The organism is Pandoraea communis (assembly GCF_902459745.1).
GTDB classification, from domain to species: domain Bacteria; phylum Pseudomonadota; class Gammaproteobacteria; order Burkholderiales; family Burkholderiaceae; genus Pandoraea; species Pandoraea communis.
Genome location: NZ_CABPSJ010000004.1, coordinates 217,855 through 236,637 on the forward strand (window position 1 = coordinate 217,855; position 18,783 = coordinate 236,637).

17 protein-coding genes and 2 tRNA genes are annotated in these 18,783 nt (G+C 62.0%); 5 read left to right on the forward strand and 14 right to left on the reverse strand.

What is annotated here, in order from left to right; genetic code table 11:
- Nucleotides 1-123 precede the first annotated feature (123 nt).
- Nucleotides 124-1,305, forward strand: coding sequence for an MFS transporter (locus tag PCO31110_RS15645; protein ID WP_150690831.1), 1,182 nt, complete (start codon nt 124-126; stop codon nt 1,303-1,305).
- On the opposite strand, the gene PCO31110_RS15650 is transcribed toward PCO31110_RS15645, so the two are convergent.
- The 8 genes from PCO31110_RS15650 to PCO31110_RS15685 form a co-directional block, all read right to left on the reverse strand.
- A complete protein-coding gene (locus PCO31110_RS15650) occupies nt 1,302-2,147 on the reverse strand; it encodes a DUF2894 domain-containing protein (RefSeq protein ID WP_150690832.1) in 846 nt (281 codons plus the stop codon). The two genes, PCO31110_RS15645 and PCO31110_RS15650, sit on opposite strands and share 4 nt — an antisense overlap.
- Nucleotides 2,140-2,808: an OmpA family protein gene (locus tag PCO31110_RS15655; protein ID WP_150690833.1), complete on the reverse strand. Its 669-nt coding sequence runs from the start codon at nt 2,806-2,808 to the stop codon at nt 2,140-2,142. Before PCO31110_RS15655 ends, PCO31110_RS15650 begins: the two co-directional genes overlap by 8 nt.
- A complete protein-coding gene (locus PCO31110_RS15660) occupies nt 2,805-5,645 on the reverse strand; it encodes a DUF802 domain-containing protein (RefSeq protein WP_150690834.1) in 2,841 nt (946 codons plus the stop codon). Before PCO31110_RS15660 ends, PCO31110_RS15655 begins: the two co-directional genes overlap by 4 nt.
- Nucleotides 5,626-6,423, reverse strand: a complete 798-nt coding sequence (locus tag PCO31110_RS15665; protein WP_150690835.1) for a DUF3348 domain-containing protein — start codon at nt 6,421-6,423, stop codon at nt 5,626-5,628. Before PCO31110_RS15665 ends, PCO31110_RS15660 begins: the two co-directional genes overlap by 20 nt.
- A 796-nt stretch (nt 6,424-7,219) precedes the next feature.
- Nucleotides 7,220-7,293: transfer RNA gene (locus PCO31110_RS15670), tRNA-Gly, on the reverse strand.
- A 182-nt stretch (nt 7,294-7,475) separates the two neighbouring features.
- Complete coding sequence (locus tag PCO31110_RS15675) at nt 7,476-8,996, reverse strand: class I adenylate-forming enzyme family protein (RefSeq protein WP_150690836.1); 1,521 nt, start codon at nt 8,994-8,996, stop codon at nt 7,476-7,478.
- Between the two features lie 73 nt (nt 8,997-9,069).
- On the reverse strand, nt 9,070-10,467 hold the full coding sequence (locus tag PCO31110_RS15680) for an MFS transporter (RefSeq protein WP_010805211.1): 1,398 nt from the start codon (nt 10,465-10,467) through the stop codon (nt 9,070-9,072).
- A 96-nt stretch (nt 10,468-10,563) separates the two neighbouring features.
- Nucleotides 10,564-11,361 (reverse strand): class II aldolase/adducin family protein, encoded by a 798-nt coding sequence (locus tag PCO31110_RS15685; RefSeq protein WP_010805210.1) that lies wholly within the window; start codon nt 11,359-11,361, stop codon nt 10,564-10,566.
- Nucleotides 11,362-11,459: 98 nt separating this feature from the next.
- On the opposite strand from PCO31110_RS15685, the gene PCO31110_RS15690 reads away from it, so the two are divergent.
- Entirely contained in the window at nt 11,460-12,158 is a 699-nt protein-coding gene (locus PCO31110_RS15690) for a TetR/AcrR family transcriptional regulator (protein ID WP_051126538.1), read from the forward strand.
- Nucleotides 12,159-12,239: 81 nt separating this feature from the next.
- Nucleotides 12,240-13,076 carry an SDR family NAD(P)-dependent oxidoreductase gene (locus tag PCO31110_RS15695; RefSeq protein WP_010805208.1) on the forward strand — a complete coding sequence of 279 codons (837 nt, stop codon included), beginning with the start codon at nt 12,240-12,242 and terminating at the stop codon, nt 13,074-13,076.
- Nucleotides 13,077-13,094: 18 nt separating this feature from the next.
- Here PCO31110_RS15695 and PCO31110_RS15700 read toward each other — a convergent pair whose 3' ends face one another.
- The 3 genes from PCO31110_RS15700 to PCO31110_RS15710 form a co-directional block, all read right to left on the reverse strand.
- Nucleotides 13,095-14,129 (reverse strand): RNA methyltransferase, encoded by a 1,035-nt coding sequence (locus tag PCO31110_RS15700; RefSeq protein WP_150690837.1) that lies wholly within the window; start codon nt 14,127-14,129, stop codon nt 13,095-13,097.
- Nucleotides 14,130-14,242: 113 nt separating this feature from the next.
- Nucleotides 14,243-14,316 (reverse strand) — tRNA-Gly (locus PCO31110_RS15705).
- Between the two features lie 175 nt (nt 14,317-14,491).
- On the reverse strand, nt 14,492-15,562 hold the full coding sequence (locus PCO31110_RS15710; protein WP_150690838.1) for a hypothetical protein: 1,071 nt from the start codon (nt 15,560-15,562) through the stop codon (nt 14,492-14,494).
- Nucleotides 15,563-15,915: 353 nt separating this feature from the next.
- Here PCO31110_RS15710 and PCO31110_RS26170 point away from each other — a divergent pair, with 353 nt between their 5' ends.
- A complete protein-coding gene (locus tag PCO31110_RS26170) occupies nt 15,916-16,038 on the forward strand; it encodes a hypothetical protein (RefSeq protein WP_256380708.1) in 123 nt (40 codons plus the stop codon).
- A 112-nt stretch (nt 16,039-16,150) separates the two neighbouring features.
- Here the strand turns inward: PCO31110_RS26170 and PCO31110_RS15715 are convergent, their stop codons facing one another.
- Nucleotides 16,151-16,381 carry a hypothetical protein gene (locus PCO31110_RS15715; RefSeq protein ID WP_010805204.1) on the reverse strand — a complete coding sequence of 77 codons (231 nt, stop codon included), beginning with the start codon at nt 16,379-16,381 and terminating at the stop codon, nt 16,151-16,153.
- A 212-nt stretch (nt 16,382-16,593) separates the two neighbouring features.
- The gene (locus tag PCO31110_RS15720) at nt 16,594-16,797 is read right to left on the reverse strand and encodes a cold-shock protein (protein ID WP_150690839.1); all 204 of its coding nucleotides are present in this window, start codon (nt 16,795-16,797) and stop codon (nt 16,594-16,596) included.
- A 499-nt stretch (nt 16,798-17,296) separates the two neighbouring features.
- On the opposite strand from PCO31110_RS15720, the gene PCO31110_RS15725 reads away from it, so the two are divergent.
- Entirely contained in the window at nt 17,297-17,605 is a 309-nt protein-coding gene (locus tag PCO31110_RS15725) for a DUF1272 domain-containing protein (RefSeq protein ID WP_081636394.1), read from the forward strand.
- 425 nt (nt 17,606-18,030) lie between these two features.
- Here PCO31110_RS15725 and PCO31110_RS15730 read toward each other — a convergent pair whose 3' ends face one another.
- Nucleotides 18,031-18,774, reverse strand: coding sequence for an SDR family NAD(P)-dependent oxidoreductase (locus tag PCO31110_RS15730; protein WP_010805201.1), 744 nt, complete (start codon nt 18,772-18,774; stop codon nt 18,031-18,033).
- Nucleotides 18,775-18,783: the final 9 nt, after the last annotated feature.

Here is an 18,783-nt window from a genome sequence, read left to right on the forward strand (position 1 = left end):
AGACTGGTTTGGTTATGATCCAACAAGTCTTAATTTGAAACTAGTTTTGGGGGCTTCATGTCATCGTGTCCATCGACGCATGTCGCGTCTGCGCCATCGAACGTGTCCCGAGCCGCGCACCGAATGCCGCGAGCGCTTGTGGCGATCTTCGCGTGTGCGGCGGGGCTGAGCGTCGCCAACGTCTACTACGCACAGCCCTTGCTCGATGCGCTGGCGGACGACTTCGGGATCTCGCGCGGCGCGGCGGGTGGTGTGGTGAGCGCGACGCAGGCGGGGTGCGCGCTGGCATTGCTGTTCCTCGTGCCGTTGGGTGACCAGTGGGAGCGCAGACGCCTCATGCTTGCGCAACTCGCGCTGCTGACGTTGAGTCTGCTGGCCGTGTCGGCGGCAGCGTCTGCCGTGGCGCTGCTGCTTGGCATGACGCTCGTCGGCATGCTGGGCACCGCGATGACACAGGGCCTCATCGCCTACGCGTCGAGTGCGGCGGGTGAGCATGAGCGCGGACGTGTCGTCGGCGCCACGCAGGGAGGTGTGGTCGTCGGTCTGCTTCTGGCGCGAGTCATGGCGGGCGGCATTGCCGACGTCACCGGATGGCGCGGCGTGTATCTGGCGTCGGCGGCGGGAATGGTGGTGCTTGGCGCAGTGCTATGGCGCGCGTTGCCGCGTCAGCCGACATCGGGTACGCGGCAGCGCTACGTCGTGCTGCTGGCGTCGATGTTCCGTCTGTTGCGCGAAGAGCGCACGTTGCAGATTCGCGGCATGATCGCGTTGCTGATGTTCATGGCGTTCAGCATTTTCTGGAGCGCTCTGGTGTTGCCGCTGTCCGCTGCGCCATTCCACTTCTCGCATACGAGCATCGGCGCTTTCGGGCTCGTTGGCGCGGCGGGGGCGCTGGCCGCAGCGCGCGCGGGGTATTGGGCAGACCGTGGGTGGGCGCAGCGCACGACTGGCGTCGCTCTCGCGCTGTTGGTGTTTTCGTGGCTGCCGCTGGCGGGCTTGCAGGCGTCGCTGGGCTGGCTCATCGTGGGCGTGTTGCTGCTCGATCTCGCCGGACAGGCGATTCACGTCACGAATCAGAGCCTGATCTTTGCGGCGCGCACCGATGCCCCGAGCCGTCTCGTGGGGGCGTACATGCTGTTCTACGCGACGGGCAGTGGCCTGGGGGCGGTCGCTGCGACGGCAACTTACGCGGCTTTTGGCTGGGTGGGCGTGTGTGTACTCGGCGCGAGTGTGAGCCTGACGGCGCTCGCGTTCTGGGCGGCGACGTTGCGCGCGATGCCGGTTACCGCCGCCGGCCGGCGTTAGCGAGCCTTCGCGCGTGACGGCTTGGTGACGGTGGCGGCGCGGGCAGCGGGCTTGTTGCCGAGCACGCCGGTCGTCTCCATGTCTTCGAGCCACGAGAGGGCATCTGCATGGCGCAGGAAATGCCGTAGATAGTCGGGCGAGACGTCGTGCATGAGTGAGAGCGCGCGGTGCACCAGATGGCTGGAGTTGAGCGGCCCTGCGTTTTCCGGCACCTGCGCGAGCGACTGACGGAGATTGCCGTTGGTGCTGAGCTTCGACCACGTCTCGCGAAAGTACTCGAGAACATCGAGGTCTTCGAAGGCGTCGTCGGTGGAAATGACCGTCGGTGTGACGGGCACGGTCATCGGCGAGGGTGACACGACGGGGCGCTGTTGCGGCGCCGACGACACGCTGCCCGGTTGAGCGGCCTCGCGCGCCGGTGGCGTCTGACTTGCCGGCGTTGCCGCTCGGCCTCTGGCAGGTGCCTTTGCCGGTGCGGGACGCTCTCCCGTGCCCACTCGTTGCGCGATGTCGGCCGTGAGTACGGCGAGCGGCGACGATGCAGGCTGCGAGGTCTGACGGCTTTCATCGGAGGGCGCCACCGGCGCGTCGCCAAGCGATTGTACGAGTTCGTCGACGAGCGTCTTCAACCGCTCATCGAGCACACGTCGCACATCCCCCGTGTAGGCACGGCTGCGCAGCGCCAGCGCTTCGATGCGATGAAACCGTGCAGGATCGCGTTTATCGACGCCTTGCATCCGCCACGCGGCGAGTTGCGCCGGCAATGCGTCCGATGCCTCAGGCGCGGGCGTTGCCGGCGTCGCAATCGTTTCGTCGCACTCGACGCGCATCGCCTCACGCATGGGGCTTGCCCACACTGCTGGCGCTGCTGCGCGGCATCGGCGCGATTTCCACGCGCCGGTTCTTCGCGCGGCCGGCTTCGTCGGCGTTCGACGTGACGGGTTGCTCGGCACCGAACGCTGCCGAGAAGATCGATGACGGCGGCACGCCTGCGGCAATCAATTCGCGGGTGACGGTGAGTGCCCGCTGGGCCGACAACTCCCAGTTATCGGCGAATCGCCGGTTCGTCTCACGCACCTGCTGATCGTCGGTGAAGCCGCTGACCATGAGGATTTCGTCGCTTGCGCGCAGATAGGCGCTCAGCGGGGCGGCCAGACTGTGCAGCACTTCACGCCCCTGTGGCTGCAACTGGTCCGAGTTCAGCGCGAAGAGCACGTTGCCGCTGATGCCGATGCGGCCGTTCACGAGCGTGACGCGGCCGCCGGCGAGCGGCCCGGCAAGCGCGTGCTCGAGTGTCTGGCGGCGTTGCGTTTCGGCACGCCGCTCTTTCACTTCGCGTTCGAGCTTGGCGGACAGTTCGATCTGCACGCCGATCACGCCCAGCATGATGAGGACGAACGCGCCGAGCATCACTGACATCAGATCGCCGAAGACGGCCCACGTCGGCGCTGCGGCACCGACATCGCCGCTGTCTGCGATATCCGCGTCGAAATCTTCCCTCATGCTGCCACGCTACCCGGTTGTGCCCGCGTCTGCGCCATATCCTGAAGGTTCTCGAGAATCTGCTTCTGCGACATCACACTCAGTTCCACCACCTCACGCGCCTGTGCGACGTAGTAGCCAAGCTGTTCGTCGCTGCGCGCCATCGACTTGTCGAGCGCGGCTTCGATGCGTTGCAGATGCTCGAGCAATTGCGTGTTCGATTCACCGAACGATTGCACGGCTGCCCCGAAGGCGTCGCCAAGGCTGGCGATTTCCACGGCGCTGCCGGTGACCTGTGCCGATGCGGCGGCGAGCTTCTCGGTCTGAGCGGCGATGGCGTCGCCCAGGTTCGTGCCGGCGCGCTCGAGCAATTGCGCGGACGTCGTGACCAGTTCATCGACGGCGGCGCGTTGCTCGTTACCGGCGTGCCTGACGGTGTCGAGCAGCGTGCCCAGTGTGTCGAGCAGGCGCGAGCGTTCGTCGAGCATGGCGTTGTCGCGCACCATGCTGTCCGAGAGCTTCTGACGCAGTTCGCCGATGATCTCGGCGGCGGCTTTCGGCGCTTCTGACGCGGTTTGCACCAGACGCGAGATCTCGGCAATGGTGTCGCTCGCATTGGCGCGCGTCTGTTCGGACATTTCGAGCGCGGTGCGGGCGAGCGTGTCGCAGATGGCCTGTTGCTGGCTGGCGGTTTGCGCGCCGACCTTTTGCCATTCCGAGCGCAGCGTGGCGAGCGTGCCTTCGAGCGTTTCGGTCCACGCGGACAGGCGCTGCGTTTCGCGCTCGGCGGTGGCGTCGTGATGCGCGGTGTTGGCCGCGTTCAATGCTTGCAGCAGCGACGCGCTGTGCTGCGTCAATGCCCCGGTCGTTGCGGCGACGAGTTGCTGGTTGCCGTCGGCCAACCGCTCGCTCGTGCGTGCGTGTTCTGCGATGGCGTCGCGCCATGTTTGTGCGACGTTTTCCGACGTCGAGTCCATTTGTGCCGAGACACTTTGCAGCAGTTGCGAAGCGCGCGCCTCGAAGGTTTCGGCAAAGCGCACGAGTGCGCCGCCCAGATCGCGTGCGAGCGCATCGTTTGCGGACTGCTGCGCCGTGAGCGCTTGTTTCCATTCCCCGGACACGACTGCGGCCGTCTCCGATACGCTGTGCATCGCGCCTTCGGTGCGCTGGCTTACGCCGTCGATCAAGTGTGCCGAGCGTTGCTCGAAGGTCTCGGTGAAGCGGGTGAGCGCGGCGGCGAGTTCGGTGTTCAGCGCGGCGTTGGCCTGCTGTTGCAGCGCGATCGATTGATCCCACGCCTGCGCAACCCGCTCATGTGCCCCGGTGACATTTCCGCTGGCGGCGTCGAGCTTGGTGGCGACATCGGCAAGCAACGTTTGGGAGCGGGCTTCGAACGTTTGTGCGAAGCGTTCCAGCGCGATGCCGAGATCTTGTGTGAGGGCGTCGTGCGAGCGCTGTTGTTGAGACAGGGCTTGCGCCCACGCCTGAGCCACGGTCGTCTGCGCAGTCGCAATGCTGCCCGTGGCGTTATCGAGGCGCGTAGTGACGTCGGCGAGCAGCCCGGCCGAACGTGTCTCGAAGGTCTGGGCAAATTGCGCGAGCGTCGCGCCAAGATCCTTGGCGAGCGAGTCGTTGGTGCGCTGTTGCGCGGCGAGCGACGTCTCCCAGGTGTGGGCGACCCCGGCATGGGCGCTGCTGACTTGTCCGGTGACGGCTTCGAGGCGTGTGGCGACATCGTCGACCAGGCGCGCGGCGCGCGTGTCGAACGTCTGTGTGAACTCCCCCAGGGCGGTGCGCAGACCGGTCGCGAGCGATTCGTTGGTGCGCAATTGAGCGTCGAGCGAGTCTTTCCAGACATTTGCTACGCGTTCGGTGGTGGCTTCGAAGCGATCGGACAGGCCGTCCATTCGATCCTGCATCGCGCCGGCGACGGTCTGATGCCACGATGCTGTTTCACGCGCGAGACTCGCCATCGTCGCTTCGACTTCCGGCCGGATGGCGGCGCCGGCGGCACTCGCCGTAGTGGCCACACTGTCCTTCAGATATTGCTGCATGGCGCTGGTGAGTTGCGCGTAGGACGCATCGGTCTTCGCGTGAAGCGCGTCCTGATTGGCGGCGAGCCGTTCGCCAAGCGCCTGACTCTGGCGCTCCATCGCGGCCATCATGTCTTGCAGCCGGTCGACGAGGGCGGGCATGACCGTCGCCTGTTGCGCAAGGAGTTGCAACGTGGTTTCGCGTTGATGCTGTTGCGAGAAGCCGCGCAACGTCGTGACGATATGGGCGTCGAGCGATTGCACGACTTGCGCGCGTTGCTTACGGGCGAGCGCGGCCAGCAGGCCTAGCATGGCCGAGGTAGCGACACCGGCCACCGACGTGCCGAATGCGAAGCCGAGGCCCTTTACCGGAGACGCCAGCGAGGCACGAATTGCTTCGAGATCGGTGGCGCCTTCGAGCGCGAGGCCGGTGCCGCGCAGCGTGGCTGCCATGCCGAGGAAGGTGCCGAGCATGCCCAGCAGCACGAGCAGCCCGACGAGGTACGGCGTGAGGGCCGGGCCGGGCAGGCCGACGCGCTCGCCTTCGACGCGCAGGCGCACGGCGGTGCGCAGCCCGGCAGGGAGCGTATCGAGCCACGAGGGCAGCGACGCGGGCGCTGCGTTCAGGCCGGAGACGGCATTGGCGAGGGCGTCGGTCGCTTGATGGAAGCGTTTGAGTTCGAGGGCGCCGATGAGATAGACGGCGGCGATCAGCAGGGCGACGGCCAGCGCGAGGGTATTGGTGCCTGCATAGCCGATGGCGATCCAGCCGACGACGGCAAGACCTGCGGCAAAGGCAACGAGATCAACGAGGTAACGGGTCATGTTGTCCGGGTTCACTAACGTTTTCGCCGGGGTGAATCGAAGTGAGGGCGGCGATCAGCCCTTCGATCGGTTCAAGGCGTATATCCAGTTCCGCAAGCAGAATGCTTTGCATGTCCCGGTGGAAGGTGTCGAGCCACGTGCCGGCGGGCGCGAGCGGCGGTGCGCCGGGCACGCGCGGGGCGGCCATCGCCGCCTGCTCCGTGTCGCGCAGCCGTACGAAGTGCGCTTCGAGCAGATTCGGCACGCTGGCGAGCAGTGTGCGCTCGCGTGCGCCCATGACGCGCTCCATGACGGTGTCGACGCTGGCGAGCCGCGCGGTGTCCGGTGATTGCGCGGCCAACTGTCCGCGCAGACGGGTGCGCAGGGCGCTGATTGCCGTGTCCATCGTCTGTTGCGACGTCGCATAGCGTTGCCGATAGGCCGGAAACTCCGCAAAGGACGCTGCCCGTTGACGCTCGGCGGCGCTCAATGCCCGGATCTGCCCGCCGGGCGCGGCGGCGAGACCGCAATCGCGGGCAATCGCTGCGGCGAGGTCTGCGCGTACGCGTGCCAGTTCGCTTGCCGCGCCGTGCGCAGCCGCGCGCACGCCGGGCATTGCGGCGGGCGGAGGGGCTTTGAGGGCCGACGACAGGGCGATGGCGTCGGTCCAGCCAACCCACTGACTCATGCGGTCCGACAGCGACGGCGCAGCTTCGGGCGGCGTGAACGTGCTGATACGGGCCAGAGAGCGGATGAGGGTGGGGGCGCTGATAACGGGACGCCGGGGCACTTGCACCATTCCACTGAGGGGTCAAAAACCCAGCAGTTTACACTGCGCGCGCCTCCCCTTTACCGCTTGACACTCGGGCGGGGGACTTGACGGGCGTGACGAGGCCAGTTCAGCGACTCGTCATGGCCGGATGGCGGCTGTCTGGTGCCGTCTGGCCGCCGTGCGACGGCATTGCCACTGCCGTTACCCCTGGCGCATACGCCGACTGTGATTTATCTCAGTTTTCGCGATCCCCTGCGGGGTATATCGTTGACCCAACTCGCGACAAACGCGAAACAACGAAGCAAACACTGGAGGTGTGAAATGGGCTGGGGACTTCTTTGTGACGGATTGGTGACGGTGGGTACGTGGGCAAGCCGGGCTGCACCGGTGGCCAAGTTTTTCTCCGACATGGCCGATCTCCTGATGTAAAGCGAGATAGGCGAAATCGAACTTAACAACGAGTGGAGGTGTGAAATGGGCTGGGGACTTCTTTGCGACGGATTGGTGACGGTAGGTACGTGGGCAAGCCGGGCTGCACCGGTGGCCAAATTCTTCTCCGACATAGCCGACATTTTCATGTGAGCTGGCTCAGCAAGCGGAGCACACAGCCTCGGGGGCTTGGGCGAGACCCGAGCGAAGGCAAGGCAACAGTCTGGCGAGAGCGAGGGCTGCCATCGCGGTCCCGGCCCACGGCGGCGAACGTTGCGCCGATGATCAATTCGCTCGTGGTAAACGCCGCCCACGGCGGACGACTCAGCGGTGAGCGGAATTCGATTGCAGAAAACAAAAAAGCCGTCACGAGGACGGCTTCTTAGAAGAATTCTGGAGCGGGCGATGGGAATCGAACCCACGGCTCTAGCTTGGGAAGCTAGGGTATTACCATTATACGACGCCCGCGCAGAGCGGCATTTTACGCGGGGTTGGGGGTTTTTGGCAATCGATGCGTTTTGCAGGTGGGTACGATTCTAGGGTGAGGGCCTTGGGATCGATTCCCATCGAGCCCGCGAGAGCGACGCCTAAGGACGGAGCAATGTCGCCCCGTCCCATCGGTGATGATCTCTGTCGGCGCTTCACCTCCCTCAAGCGCCACCGACACGCAATGCCGTCTTCAATATCTTCCCGTAGTGGTTCTTCGGCAGGGCATCGACGGGCACATACCGCTTCGGGCGTTTGAATCGCGCGATGTGCGCCAGACAGTGCTTATCCAGTTCCGCGCTCTCTAGCGCGGCACCCGGTGTGCAGACGACATAAGCCACGACCACTTCGCCCCATTCCGGATCCGGCTCCCCAATGACCGCGACCTCGGCTACCCCGTCGGCGCGCAGCAGCACTTCTTCCACTTCACGCGGATAGATGTTCGTACCGCCGGAGATGATGACATCCTTCGAGCGGTCTTTTAGCGTGAGGAAACCATCGTCGTCCAACACGCCGATATCGCCCGTCCATAGCCAGCCGTTGCGAAGTGTCTTTGCCGTCGCTTCCGGATTACGCCAGTAGCCCTGCATGACGACGTCGCCGCGCACCACGACTTCGCCCGCCGTTCCCGAGGGCACGGGCACGCCGTCGCTATCGACCACCTCGACTTCCACCATCGCGTGCGCGTGACCCACCGACGCCAGACGTTGCGGCCAGCGCGGATGTTCGCGTGTCGCGATGCAATCACGCGGCAACACGGAGATTGTCATCGGCGACTCGCCCTGACCGTAGATCTGCACGAAGCGCGAGCCCATCACCGACAACGCGCATTCGATATCCGCCGTATACATCGGGCCGCCGCCATACACGATCGTCTTGAACCCTTCGGACGATGCACCGGCTGCCTGCGCGTGGCGCACCAGACGATTGACCATCGTGGGCGCGGCGAAGCACGAGATGCCGCCGAGGGAATCGGCAAGCGCAAACATCTCTTGCGCGTCGAATCCGCCCGACGCAGGAAACACGTGCCCCGCGGCTTGCATCATGAAGACCACGCTGTACAGCCCAGCGCCGTGCGACATCGGCGCGGCATAAAGCGTGCGGTCTTCGCGGCCGACCGCATCCACGTCTGCGATGTAGCACGCCGCCATCGACCAGAGGTTGCGATGCGAGAGCATGACGCCCTTGGGTCGTCCTGTCGTCCCGGACGTGTAAAAGATCCATGCGAGGTCCGTGTTCTCGCGCGATGCCACAGGCACAGATTGCGACGCATCCGCCTTCACCCATTCACGCACACGATCATCTTCCGGCGAGAGGCAAATCGTCGGCGTCGCAAGACATTCGGCCAGCGCCTGTGCGTCCTCTGCTTCTGCCAGCACCACTTCCGCTTGCGAGTCGCCGACGATGAACGCGGCTTCGCGCGGATGCAGTTTCGCGTTGATCGGTACCGCGACGAGGCCCGCCCACCAGATGGCATAGAGCCATTCGAGATACTCGGGCCGATTGCGCATCCATAGCGCTACGCGAGCGCCATCGGCCAGCTCTAGAGAGCGAAGGCCGCCGGCGATGCCGGCGCAGCGGCGCGCCAGCGTGGCGTAGTCGAACTGCGGCGATTCGCCGAGATAAGTCGCAATGTGGGCGGGATGCCGTACGGCGGCCCGCGCAAGGGTATTGGCAATATTCATGGCAAGAACCGAGCGCGCGCCGCGCGCCCGGGCAAAGTAAAGAATCGGAACCGAGGCGGAGAGGGGAGCAGGTTTAGCGCGCTGCCGTACCTCGGACGGGAGTGGCGGCGTGTGCGCTGACGATGCCTGCACGTCGCGTCGTCACGGTGAGGAATGCAAAGAGCAGCAGACCGTAGATGAGCACCATGACGCTGAGCGTGTTCATGCTGGCGCTATATCCGCCGAAGGTGTCCTTCGCCCAGCCTGTCAGGTACGGGCCGACGAAGCCCCCCAAATTGCCGACGGAGTTCACTAGACCAATACCGGCCGCGGCGGCGGCGCCCGTCAGGAACATCGGGGCAAGCGGCCAGAACAGAATGTTCGACGCCAGAATCCCCGCTGCGGCGATGCACAGCCCGATGATGCCGACGTACGGCGACGTCGCGCTTCCCGCCATCACCAAGCCCACCGCACCGATCGCTGCCGGCACGAGAATGTGCCAGCGGCGCTCGCCGGTCTTGTCGGAATGCCGCGCGTTGATCACCATGGCGATGCCAGCGCACACATACGGCACGGCACTGAGCAGCCCCGCGCGTGTGTTGTCGAGCCCGCCGATGCCCTTGATGATCTGCGGCATCCACAAGGTGATGCCGAACAGCGCGGTGATGTTGCAGAAGATCGCCAACGCGAGCAGCAGCACCTTGCCCGAGAGCAGCGTCTGCATGACGCTATATTGCCGCGCGCTTTCCTTCGCGGCGCGCTCCTGCGCGAGCGTTCGCACCAGCCAGTCGCGTTGGGTTTCGGTCAACCACGTGATCTTGTCGGGCGAGCTGCCAAGTACGAAGTAGGCGATGACGCCGACCACCACAGCCAATGCCCCCTCGAGCAGGAACATCCATTGCCAGCCGCGCAGTCCGGCGAAGTCATGGAACGACGTGAGAATGGCTGTCGAGAGTGGTGCACCGATTAGCACCGCCAGCGGCAGACCCAGAATGAAGATCGCTGTCGCACGCGCCATGGCGCGTCCCGGGAACCAGAGGCTCAGGTACAACACGATGCCGGGGAAGAACCCCGCTTCGGCGACGCCGAGCAGGAAGCGCATCACATAGAACGACGTTTCGCCTGAAACGAACGCGAACCCCGCTGAGACAAAGCCCCACGTCACCATGATGCGGGCGATCCAGATGCGCGCGCCTACCCGATGGAGGATCAGGTTGCTCGGTACCTCGAAGACGAAATAGCCGATCGAGAAGATACCCGCGCCGAAACCGTAGACGGTCGCGGTGAATCCGAGATCGCCATTCATGTGCAGGGCAGCGAAGCCGACGTTCACACGATCGAGAAAAGCGACGATGTAGCAGAGGATCAGGAAGGGCAGAATGCGCCGGAATAGCTGGCCAATCGTCTCCTGCGCGATGCGGGAGTCCAGCGCGGCGGCGTTATCGCCACCGGCGGCCGATTGGCTCGCCTGTGATGCAAGGGTCGGGTTCAAGGGGTGTCTCCGTCATGGTTCTGTTATGTTTGCTGGTCACTGCCAACTGCCCATTTCGTATTTCTTATTCGTACCGCACAGCTTCACTTCAATGCATTAACGCTTGTAGTCGTCGCCGTAGCGCTCCAGTTGACGCAACAGGGGAGGCCACTCGCGATCACCCGAGCCGCGTAGATCCGTCACCCACTGATGGGCCGTCAAGGCGGCGATGTCCGGTGCCGGAATCCGCAGCGGTGCACCCGTCGCCTGCGCGAGCAATTGCGCGCGGGCCGCTTTCTCCAGATAGAACATTTCCACGAAGGCATGACCTACCGAGCGTCCTACGGTAAGCGTGCCGTGATTGCGCAGAATCAGGGCTGCGTTGCTGCCCAGGTCGGCAAGCAACCGCTCGCGCTCGCCGATGGTGAGAGCGATGCCTTCGTAATCGTGATAACCGAGGCGTCCTACAAAGCGCATGGCGTGCTGCGTGATGGGCAGCAGACCGTCTTCCAGCGCAGACAACGCCATGCCCGCCTCGGTGTGCAGATGCATCACACAGGCGGCATCTTCACGCGCTGCGTGGATGCACCCGTGAATCACGAAGCCGGCCGCATTGGGACGGTAAGATGAGTTGCCGATGACTCGACCGTCGAGGTCGATCTTCACGAGATTCGATGCCGTGATTTCGTCGAACGCCAGACCGAGCGGATTCACGAGGAAATGATGCGAAGGGCCAGGCACGCGCGCAGACAAGTGCGTGTAGATCAAGTCGTCCCAGCCGTTGAGCGCGCATAGGCGATACGCGGCAGCGAGATCTTCGCGCACGCGTTGCTCGGCCGGCGTGATGCCGGTGTCGGCCAATGCTTCGCCCGCGGGCAGGGCAAATGAAGAAAAAACTGTGTCAGACTTCTGCATTCCATTCTCCAAACCGACGTACCGCTCGACGAGCTTCCAAAGCGGTGACGAAATTTATAAACTAAACGTTTAGTTTAGTATTTGTCTGGGCAAAGCGAATGTCAAGTCAGTTGAATCCCGAATCTCCCGCGGCAGGCCGGCGCGGACGCAAACGCAGTGTGGAGGCGGAGCGCGCCGTGCTCGACGCGGCATATCGTTTGTTGCTTGAGCAGGGGTTATCCGCGACGACGATGGAATCCATTGCGACTGCGGCGGGTGTGAGCAAGGCGACGATCTACAAGTGGTGGCCGAACCGCGCGTCGGTGATCATGACGGCCTTCCTGCGTGAGGCGGGGCAGGCGTTGCCGTATCCGGAAGAGTTGCAGCTCGACAGCATTTTTTCGCGTCTGCTCAAGATGGCCGAGGAATTCTGCGGGCCGATGGGCACGATGATCAGCGCGCTGATTGCGGAAGGACAGTCCGATCCGGAAATCGCGCAGGCGTTTCGCGACGGTTACGTGTCGGCGCGCCGTCAGCAGGGCGTGGAGATCGTGCGCGACGCTGTGGCACGCGGGCTGATCAAACCGGGCGACCCCGATGTCGTGCTCGACATCCTCTACGCGCCGCTTTATTACCGCTTGCTCGTCGGCCACAAGCCGCTGACGCGGGCGTTTGTACGCGAGCACGTCGACCTTGTCATGCAAGGCCTGATCGGCCCGAACGGCAAGGTGCCTGCGATGGCGGCGAAGACTGCGCGAGGTACAAAAGCCGCGCCCGCGAAGACCGCGCGTGCGAAGGGGGCGGCAAAAAAGGCTTGACGCGTCGGATGGGGGTGTTGATAAACTAAACGAATTGTTTAGAAATTAAGGCGACAACCCCCCCTGACGGAGACGCATGGTATGACCTCATCCCCTGAGCGCGCGAAGCGCAAATCATTGGACATTTTGCGCGATAGCGGCCACGCCGTGGTTGTGACCGGAGCGAGCGGCGGCATTGGCTTGGCGGTGGCGAACCGCCTCTTCGATGACGGCTGGCATGTGGTGGCCACGGATCTCGATCTTGCCCGTTTGCGCGATGTCTTTGGCGCGCGTGCTGCCGAGCCGAGGATGACGCTGGCGGCGCTCGACGTGACCGACCATGCAGCGGTCGATGTCCTGGCGGCATCTCTGCGCGAGCGCTGTGGCGTTGCGGGGCTGGTGAATGTCGCGGGCCTGCTACAAGACGTCGTGCCGATGCTGGAGATGGACGACGACATGCAGCGGCGTGTGTGGGAAGTGAATTACTTCGGCGCCCAGCATTGTCTGCGGGTGTTTGCGCCGCTGATGAAGCAGGCGGGCGCGGGTGCGGTCGTCAACATCACGTCGATCAACGAACTACGTCCGTTGCCGCTGCATGCCTATTCCCCGACGAAGGTGGCACTCGGTGCGATGACGCAGTTGGCGGCGGGCGAATTGGGCGCGTCTTGCATTCGCGTCAATGCGGTCGCCCCCGGCTTCACGCTGACGCCAATCTTCGAGGACAAGCTTGCGACGGGCAAGCGCAGCGCCACTGCGATTGAAGCGCATTCGGCGCTGGGGCGTCTGGTCGGTACCGACGAGATTGCGGCGGCCGTTAGCTTCCTGATGTGCGATCAGTCGAGCGCAATCACAGGGGTGAGTTTGCCGGTGGATGCTGGCTGGCTGGTGAGTTCGCACTGGATGAATTTCCGCGAACTGTCGCGCGCCAACGCTGCGTGAACTTACTGCGCCGCGCGCTTACCGCGTGCTGTGCAGTTCAACCACTTTCGTTTCGCCGATGGCGCGAGCGCGCAATTGTCCGCAACCGCCATCGACGTCTTGCCCGGCGCTGTCTCGCACCTTAGTCAGTACGCCGCGGCTGTGCAGATAGCGGACGATCTCGCGAATGCGTTGGCGATCTGGGCGCTGGTAGTCGTCGCCTTCGAGACTATTGAAGGGGATGACGTTGAGCACGCCGTATTTCCCTTTGAGCAAGCGCACGACGGCGTCGAGCTCATCGTCGCCGTCGTTGATGCCGTTGAGCAGCGTCCATTGATATTGGATCGGGTAGCCGGTGTCGCGAGCGTATTTTTCGCCGAGGTCGATCAGCGCATCCGGTGCAATTTTCGGTGCGCGTGGTAGCAGGTGGGCGCGCAGGTCGGCCTTGGTGGTGTGCAACGACAGCGCCAGTGCGGGCTTGATGCGTCGCCGGGGCAGGGCGTCGAACACGCGCAGGTCGCCCACGGTGGAGAACACTAGGTTCTTGTGGCCGATATTGCCTTCGGTGCCCAGCAGGTCGATGGCTTCGAGCACGTTGTCGAGGTTGTGCGCTGGCTCACCCATTCCCATGAAGACGACTTTCTTCACTGCGCGCCGACGTCTCGCCAGTACGACTTGGGCGAGGATTTCCATGCTTGAGATCTGGCGGATCAGGCCACTCTTGCCGGTCATGCAGAAGCGGCAGCCGACGGCGCAGCCGACTTGCGTGGAGACGCAGAGGCCGTCGCGCGGCAGCAATACGCTTTCCACCATCTGACCGTCCGCGAGTTCGACGAGCAGGCGCGAGCCGTCGTTGCCCGTGTGTTCCGAGCGGACGCGGGCGAGGCCGTCGAGTTCTGCGGTGAGTGCGGGAAGGGCATTTCGCAGCGCGAGCGGCAGGAAGTGTTCTGAACTGCGACGGCGCGTGCCGGTGTCGAGTGCTTGTCCGTTCAGCCAGACGCGAGCCACCCGGCCACGATGGACAGGTTGAGCGCCGAGTGCGGCGAGGCGTTGATCGAAGTCGGAGAAGCGCATGGGAAGCGGATTTTACTCCACCTGATCGTGGCAAGCCGCGCGGCCATAAGCACAAGGCGTCGGCGTGACGTCAGTGGCAGAACAATCTAGCGGAGAAATAACAGAGAGGGTGTTGGAGCGGGCGATGGGAATCGAACCCACGGCTCTAGCTTGGGAAGCTAGGGTATTACCATTATACGACGCCCGCGAAGACCGGCATTCTAAGCGGGGTTGGGAGATTTTGGCAATTTGCGCGTTTTGTCGGTGGGTGCGATTCCGGGATAAGCGCCTTGGGATCGATTCCCATCGCAGGCGCTTTTTGAGATTCCATTTGGTCCGATTTCAGGCGGTGTTGGGGCTTTCTTGGTCGCCCGAAACCTAGATTAGCTCTTGCTGCCCGGAGGCACGAGAATGTCTGCGGGCTTATAGCGATCGCAATAAACCTCCAAGCCCAGTTTGATCAACGGTGCGGTTACCGAAACGGCGATTGCCTTGATGCCGAAACCGATGTCGGCGAGCACCGAGGTTAACGCAAGCGCGTAGTACTTCTTGGAAGGAAAGGCGCTCATCCCTTGAGAGTACCAAGCCTTGTATATTTCACTGGCTGGATCGCACAGTGATCGCCATACGACGAGCTTGAGAGACGAGAAGAACGACTTCCCAAGTTCAGACTTCTTTTCGAGATTCGCGCTGGGCGGCAAATACTTGATCTCGGTCACGGTCAACTGACGCCTCGTTGTCAGGTCAACCTTGCGCACAAATGCTACAACCTCCGATGGAAGTGCTCTCCCAATATCGGCATAGATTTCGTCGTCCGTCTTGGTTCTGACGAGATGGGATGCCTCGTCATGAATTGCCTCGAAGTCGAGTTTGCATGGGTCCAGATTTCGGATTGCCTCGACAAAGCCCTCTTGCTCGAATCGTTGAGTGACATGCGCGAGAAAACGTCGTCGACGATTTAGATCTCGGATGCTGGTACTTGCCAAAACCTCAGCAATTAAAGGCTCCGCGTCCGGAAGTCGGCGCTGCCTCAGCAGACACACAGCAAGTAGCGCGGTCGCTTCTGCATATACCTTGGTCTGCGGCGAGGTCTTTTGCCGTATCCCAGTAAAACCGAGTTCCGCGACCTTGAGCTCACCGGCTTGCATCGCAGATTCGAAGAGCCAGTTTTTAGCCTGCATGAGGCGGGTCTCATGTCCGGTGGCGCGCAGGAGTGATTGAATATCTGCTGCGTGCTCCTTGGCTCTCGCGTAATTAGCATTGATTACGGCGTTTCGAAGAGCAGGCATCAAGGATGCGGAGTCGTTGCTTTTGGTGCTCTGTAAGCGGTGGCGGTTTCGGCACACGTCGACGAGACATTTGGGGGACGGTTTGAAAGCGCACGGACCGCGATGCGAATGATCGACGATCCCCATTCCGTCGTCATACGCGTTGGGGACTTGCATGAGTTCCAACGATGTCCCCTTTATGGTTGCCTATTGTTGTGTATCGTGGATCAGCTCGTCAATCACTCTGACGTACGGTGATTTTGGCCTCGACCAGTACCAGAAGTACCCCCACCGTTCGCACCGACCGGATGTAACACCACGAAATACGCGGAAATCTCGGTCTAGGTTTGCAGCCAATCTATCTAAGGACGTATCTCAACCGGTGGTTGCGACGATCCCGACTGTGGTCGTCGTGCTGGTCCGGCGCTGCGGGATAACGAGAAGCGAAAAATATAATAATTATGTGTTCTGTTATCCCATCCCAGTCTCTAGACGGGGCAGGTCAAATTCTTCGCTCGTAAAGGTCGACGAGCTCAACCATGTCGATCTTGAGCGCGTCGTGCAGTCTGAAGAGCGCAGACCGAATTGACGTGGCGCTGTTCGGACGTTTCGCGCAACGGCGCTCGGGCGCGCCGGTGAGTGTGCCCGAAGTCTTTGCGTGATGATCTGCCAGCAGGTGGAACGACCTACCTGCTTCGGGGCCGACAAACCCACCACTACGGGCTTTGCCAAGAACCCATTTATCTGCCAAGCATGAAAGTGCCAGACGGCAAGTTAGCCGCGATTGTCGATCCAGTCGCGTGCCCAAGTCGATGCATGCCCCAACGCTTGCATTTCGTCTTCGAAATATTCGAGCGCATGGAATGCGTAAGAGGTGGACTCGGTGTTAGCGGCATCGCTACGCACAAGCAGCAAATTGGCGGCAAACCAGCCGTCGGGCAATCGATATGCCGAAGGGGAGACGGAATACCCGTTGTACTGATGATGATAGTTATTATTTTTCATGGGCGAAGCGCGAGCAATGCGCTAGCGAAAAGCGAGCGAAGCACGTATGGCACATGCCATACAGGCGACCGAACACGGATATGGGAGCGGGAGTGAGCTTGTCGAGAGGGCAAACGGAGCGCACGAAAACGGTGCGATCAGATCGGGAGCGTTAAGCGCCGAGAGAGGATGCCAGACAAGTAAAGGGCCGGCGAACCGGCCCTTGAACTGCGTTACTGCGGGGTAATGTTTGCTGCTTGCATACCCTTCGGGCCACGCTTCGTTTCGTACGCCACCTTCTGGTTTTCAGCGAGCGTCTTGAAACCATCGCCTCGAACTTCGGAGAAGTGAGCGAACAGGTCGTCGCCGCCAGCGTCAGGCGTGATGAAACCGAAGCCCTTGCTATCGTTGAACCACTTAACGGTACCGGTATCCATAATAATTCCTTGAAAATAAATCGATAGCCCCATTGCGGAGCGAGGAAAACTTCAAGGAGTAGGAGAGGACAGCGAATACTGCGCAGAACACGCAGAAAAGTGATGATCAGCAATCAAGCTTCTTGAATATTTCTGAATGCACAGTACGGTTATATACCGAGGCTGTCAAGGTATTTCTCGAAACGACGCCGCTGCCGAGGGAGAAAGCATTCAGCGGTCGCGTGATGATCGTCGCGTTGACACATCGATGCGCCGCCGCGACGCGTGCTACATCCTTTGATTTCCAGTGCGCGCCCACCGCTCATTATGCTCAGACCCGTCGACGAAGCTCCAGATTCGCTGGTTTGCCCGTTGCTTTGTTTGTTCGTCCTCCAATGAGCCGACTCGATATTTGCAGTATTGGCAGAGGTTGACTTAAGAATGGCAGGCAGGGCGCTTGTCGGGGAATTTTCATGACCTTACGATGGCGCTGAGTCCACATTCACGAGGAGAGCACCTCATGTTGCAACTAAGGCCGAGCTGCGAACATTGCGAAGAGGCATTACCTCCCGAGTCGACGCAGGCGCGCATCTGCAGCTTCGAATGTACGTTCTGTACAACGTGTGTTGACGCTATCCTGGAGAACGTCTGTCCGAATTGCGGCGGCGGCTTTGCCCCTCGTCCCATACGGCCTGCGCACGACTGGAGGAATGGGAACAACGTGTCGGGTCATCCGCCAACGTCGGTTGTCACGCATAAACCTGTGGATACCGAGAGGCACCGCGTGTTCGCATCGGAGATACGGGGCATGGCACCGCAGGATCGCTAGGCCACCCTGAGCATTATTCGTTCTGATCGCACGCGCCGGATCTGCCGCTTTCGACTCAACGCTGCGCGTCTGTGGGAATTGGGTTGCAGCCACTTGCATTTGTTGCGGCGAGAAATTCGAGAGCTCCGTAATCTCCTGCTTCGCACCCTGCGGGATAACGAGAAGAGAAAAATATAATAGTTATGTGATCAGTTATCCCATCCACGTCCCTTCACGGGGCAGGTCAAATTCGCTGGTGGTATAGGTTGACGAGTTCAACCATGTCGATCCCTAGGGCATCAGCGATATCCACGAGTTCAGGCAGGTCGAGATGGTACTTGCGGGGGGGGACTACCCCCGTGTTTTCAGGAAAGGTGCAGTACTCGCTATTGGCTGAACGGCTGCAACTGGACGAATTCAGAAGATCGAAGCTGGGATGCGCCTTACTACGTGAGATTCAACCCACCATCCGACAGCAAAATTTCTCCAGTTAGATAGTCTGAGGCGACCAGCATCATGACAGCCTGAGCAATGTCTTCCGGACTAGCTGACCGCCGCATTGGCGCTCTCGTCTTCCAAAGCTCCTGTGCCTGCGTCCAGTCTGCGGTCAGTGGTGTATCTACCAGTCCGGGAGCAACAGCATTTACCCGGATATCGGGCGCAAGCGATACTGCCAGCAGGCGAGTCATGTGGTTTAGTGCGGCCTTTGTAGCCGCGTAAGGGATTGATGCGCCCTTTGGCCGAACACCCGCATGCGAGCTAACGTTGATCACGCAACCTGGGCGTCCATGTTGAACTGCGTCACGTAATGCAGATTCCGCCTCGGCTATCAAACGAAACGGAGCGACCACATTAACCTCATGCAGTTCCGCCCACACCGCTGGTGTAGCTGCAGCCAGATCTGCATGAGGGATGACCCGGCTGATCCCCGCATTGTTGACCAGAACGTCGAGTCGTCCCCATGTGGCGACGGCTTCACGGATAAGCCGTACCCTGTCCGCATCGTCAGCCAGGTCAGCCTGTACGTAGATAGCTGAACCGAGTTCGCGAGCCAATGCTTGACCTGTTCCCGCTGAACTGCGCGAATGCAAGACAACTGAGAATCCTTCGCTTGAGAGCCGCCGGGCGATGGCAGCGCCGATGCCAGAAGTCGAACCGGTAACAAGCGCGACAGGGGACGTAATTTTCATGGTTGTTGG

Coding starts and splice junctions, on each gene's coding strand:
- PCO31110_RS15645 (WP_150690831.1), top strand. CDS start 124: ATGCCGCGAGCGCTTGTGGCGATCTTCGCGTGTGCGGCGGGGCTGAGC.
- PCO31110_RS15650 (WP_150690832.1), bottom strand. CDS start 2,147: ATGCGTGAGGCGATGCGCGTCGAGTGCGACGAAACGATTGCGACGCCG.
- PCO31110_RS15655 (WP_150690833.1), bottom strand. CDS start 2,808: ATGAGGGAAGATTTCGACGCGGATATCGCAGACAGCGGCGATGTCGGT.
- PCO31110_RS15660 (WP_150690834.1), bottom strand. CDS start 5,645: ATGACCCGTTACCTCGTTGATCTCGTTGCCTTTGCCGCAGGTCTTGCC.
- PCO31110_RS15665 (WP_150690835.1), bottom strand. CDS start 6,423: ATGGTGCAAGTGCCCCGGCGTCCCGTTATCAGCGCCCCCACCCTCATC.
- PCO31110_RS15675 (WP_150690836.1), bottom strand. CDS start 8,996: ATGAATATTGCCAATACCCTTGCGCGGGCCGCCGTACGGCATCCCGCC.
- PCO31110_RS15685 (WP_010805210.1), bottom strand. CDS start 11,361: ATGCAGAAGTCTGACACAGTTTTTTCTTCATTTGCCCTGCCCGCGGGC.
- PCO31110_RS15690 (WP_051126538.1), top strand. CDS start 11,460: ATGTCAAGTCAGTTGAATCCCGAATCTCCCGCGGCAGGCCGGCGCGGA.
- PCO31110_RS15695 (WP_010805208.1), top strand. CDS start 12,240: ATGACCTCATCCCCTGAGCGCGCGAAGCGCAAATCATTGGACATTTTG.
- PCO31110_RS15700 (WP_150690837.1), bottom strand. CDS start 14,129: ATGCGCTTCTCCGACTTCGATCAACGCCTCGCCGCACTCGGCGCTCAA.
- PCO31110_RS26170 (WP_256380708.1), top strand. CDS start 15,916: ATGTCGATCTTGAGCGCGTCGTGCAGTCTGAAGAGCGCAGACCGAATT.
- PCO31110_RS15715 (WP_010805204.1), bottom strand. CDS start 16,381: ATGAAAAATAATAACTATCATCATCAGTACAACGGGTATTCCGTCTCC.
- PCO31110_RS15720 (WP_150690839.1), bottom strand. CDS start 16,797: ATGGATACCGGTACCGTTAAGTGGTTCAACGATAGCAAGGGCTTCGGT.
- PCO31110_RS15725 (WP_081636394.1), top strand. CDS start 17,297: ATGTTGCAACTAAGGCCGAGCTGCGAACATTGCGAAGAGGCATTACCT.
- PCO31110_RS15730 (WP_010805201.1), bottom strand. CDS start 18,774: ATGAAAATTACGTCCCCTGTCGCGCTTGTTACCGGTTCGACTTCTGGC.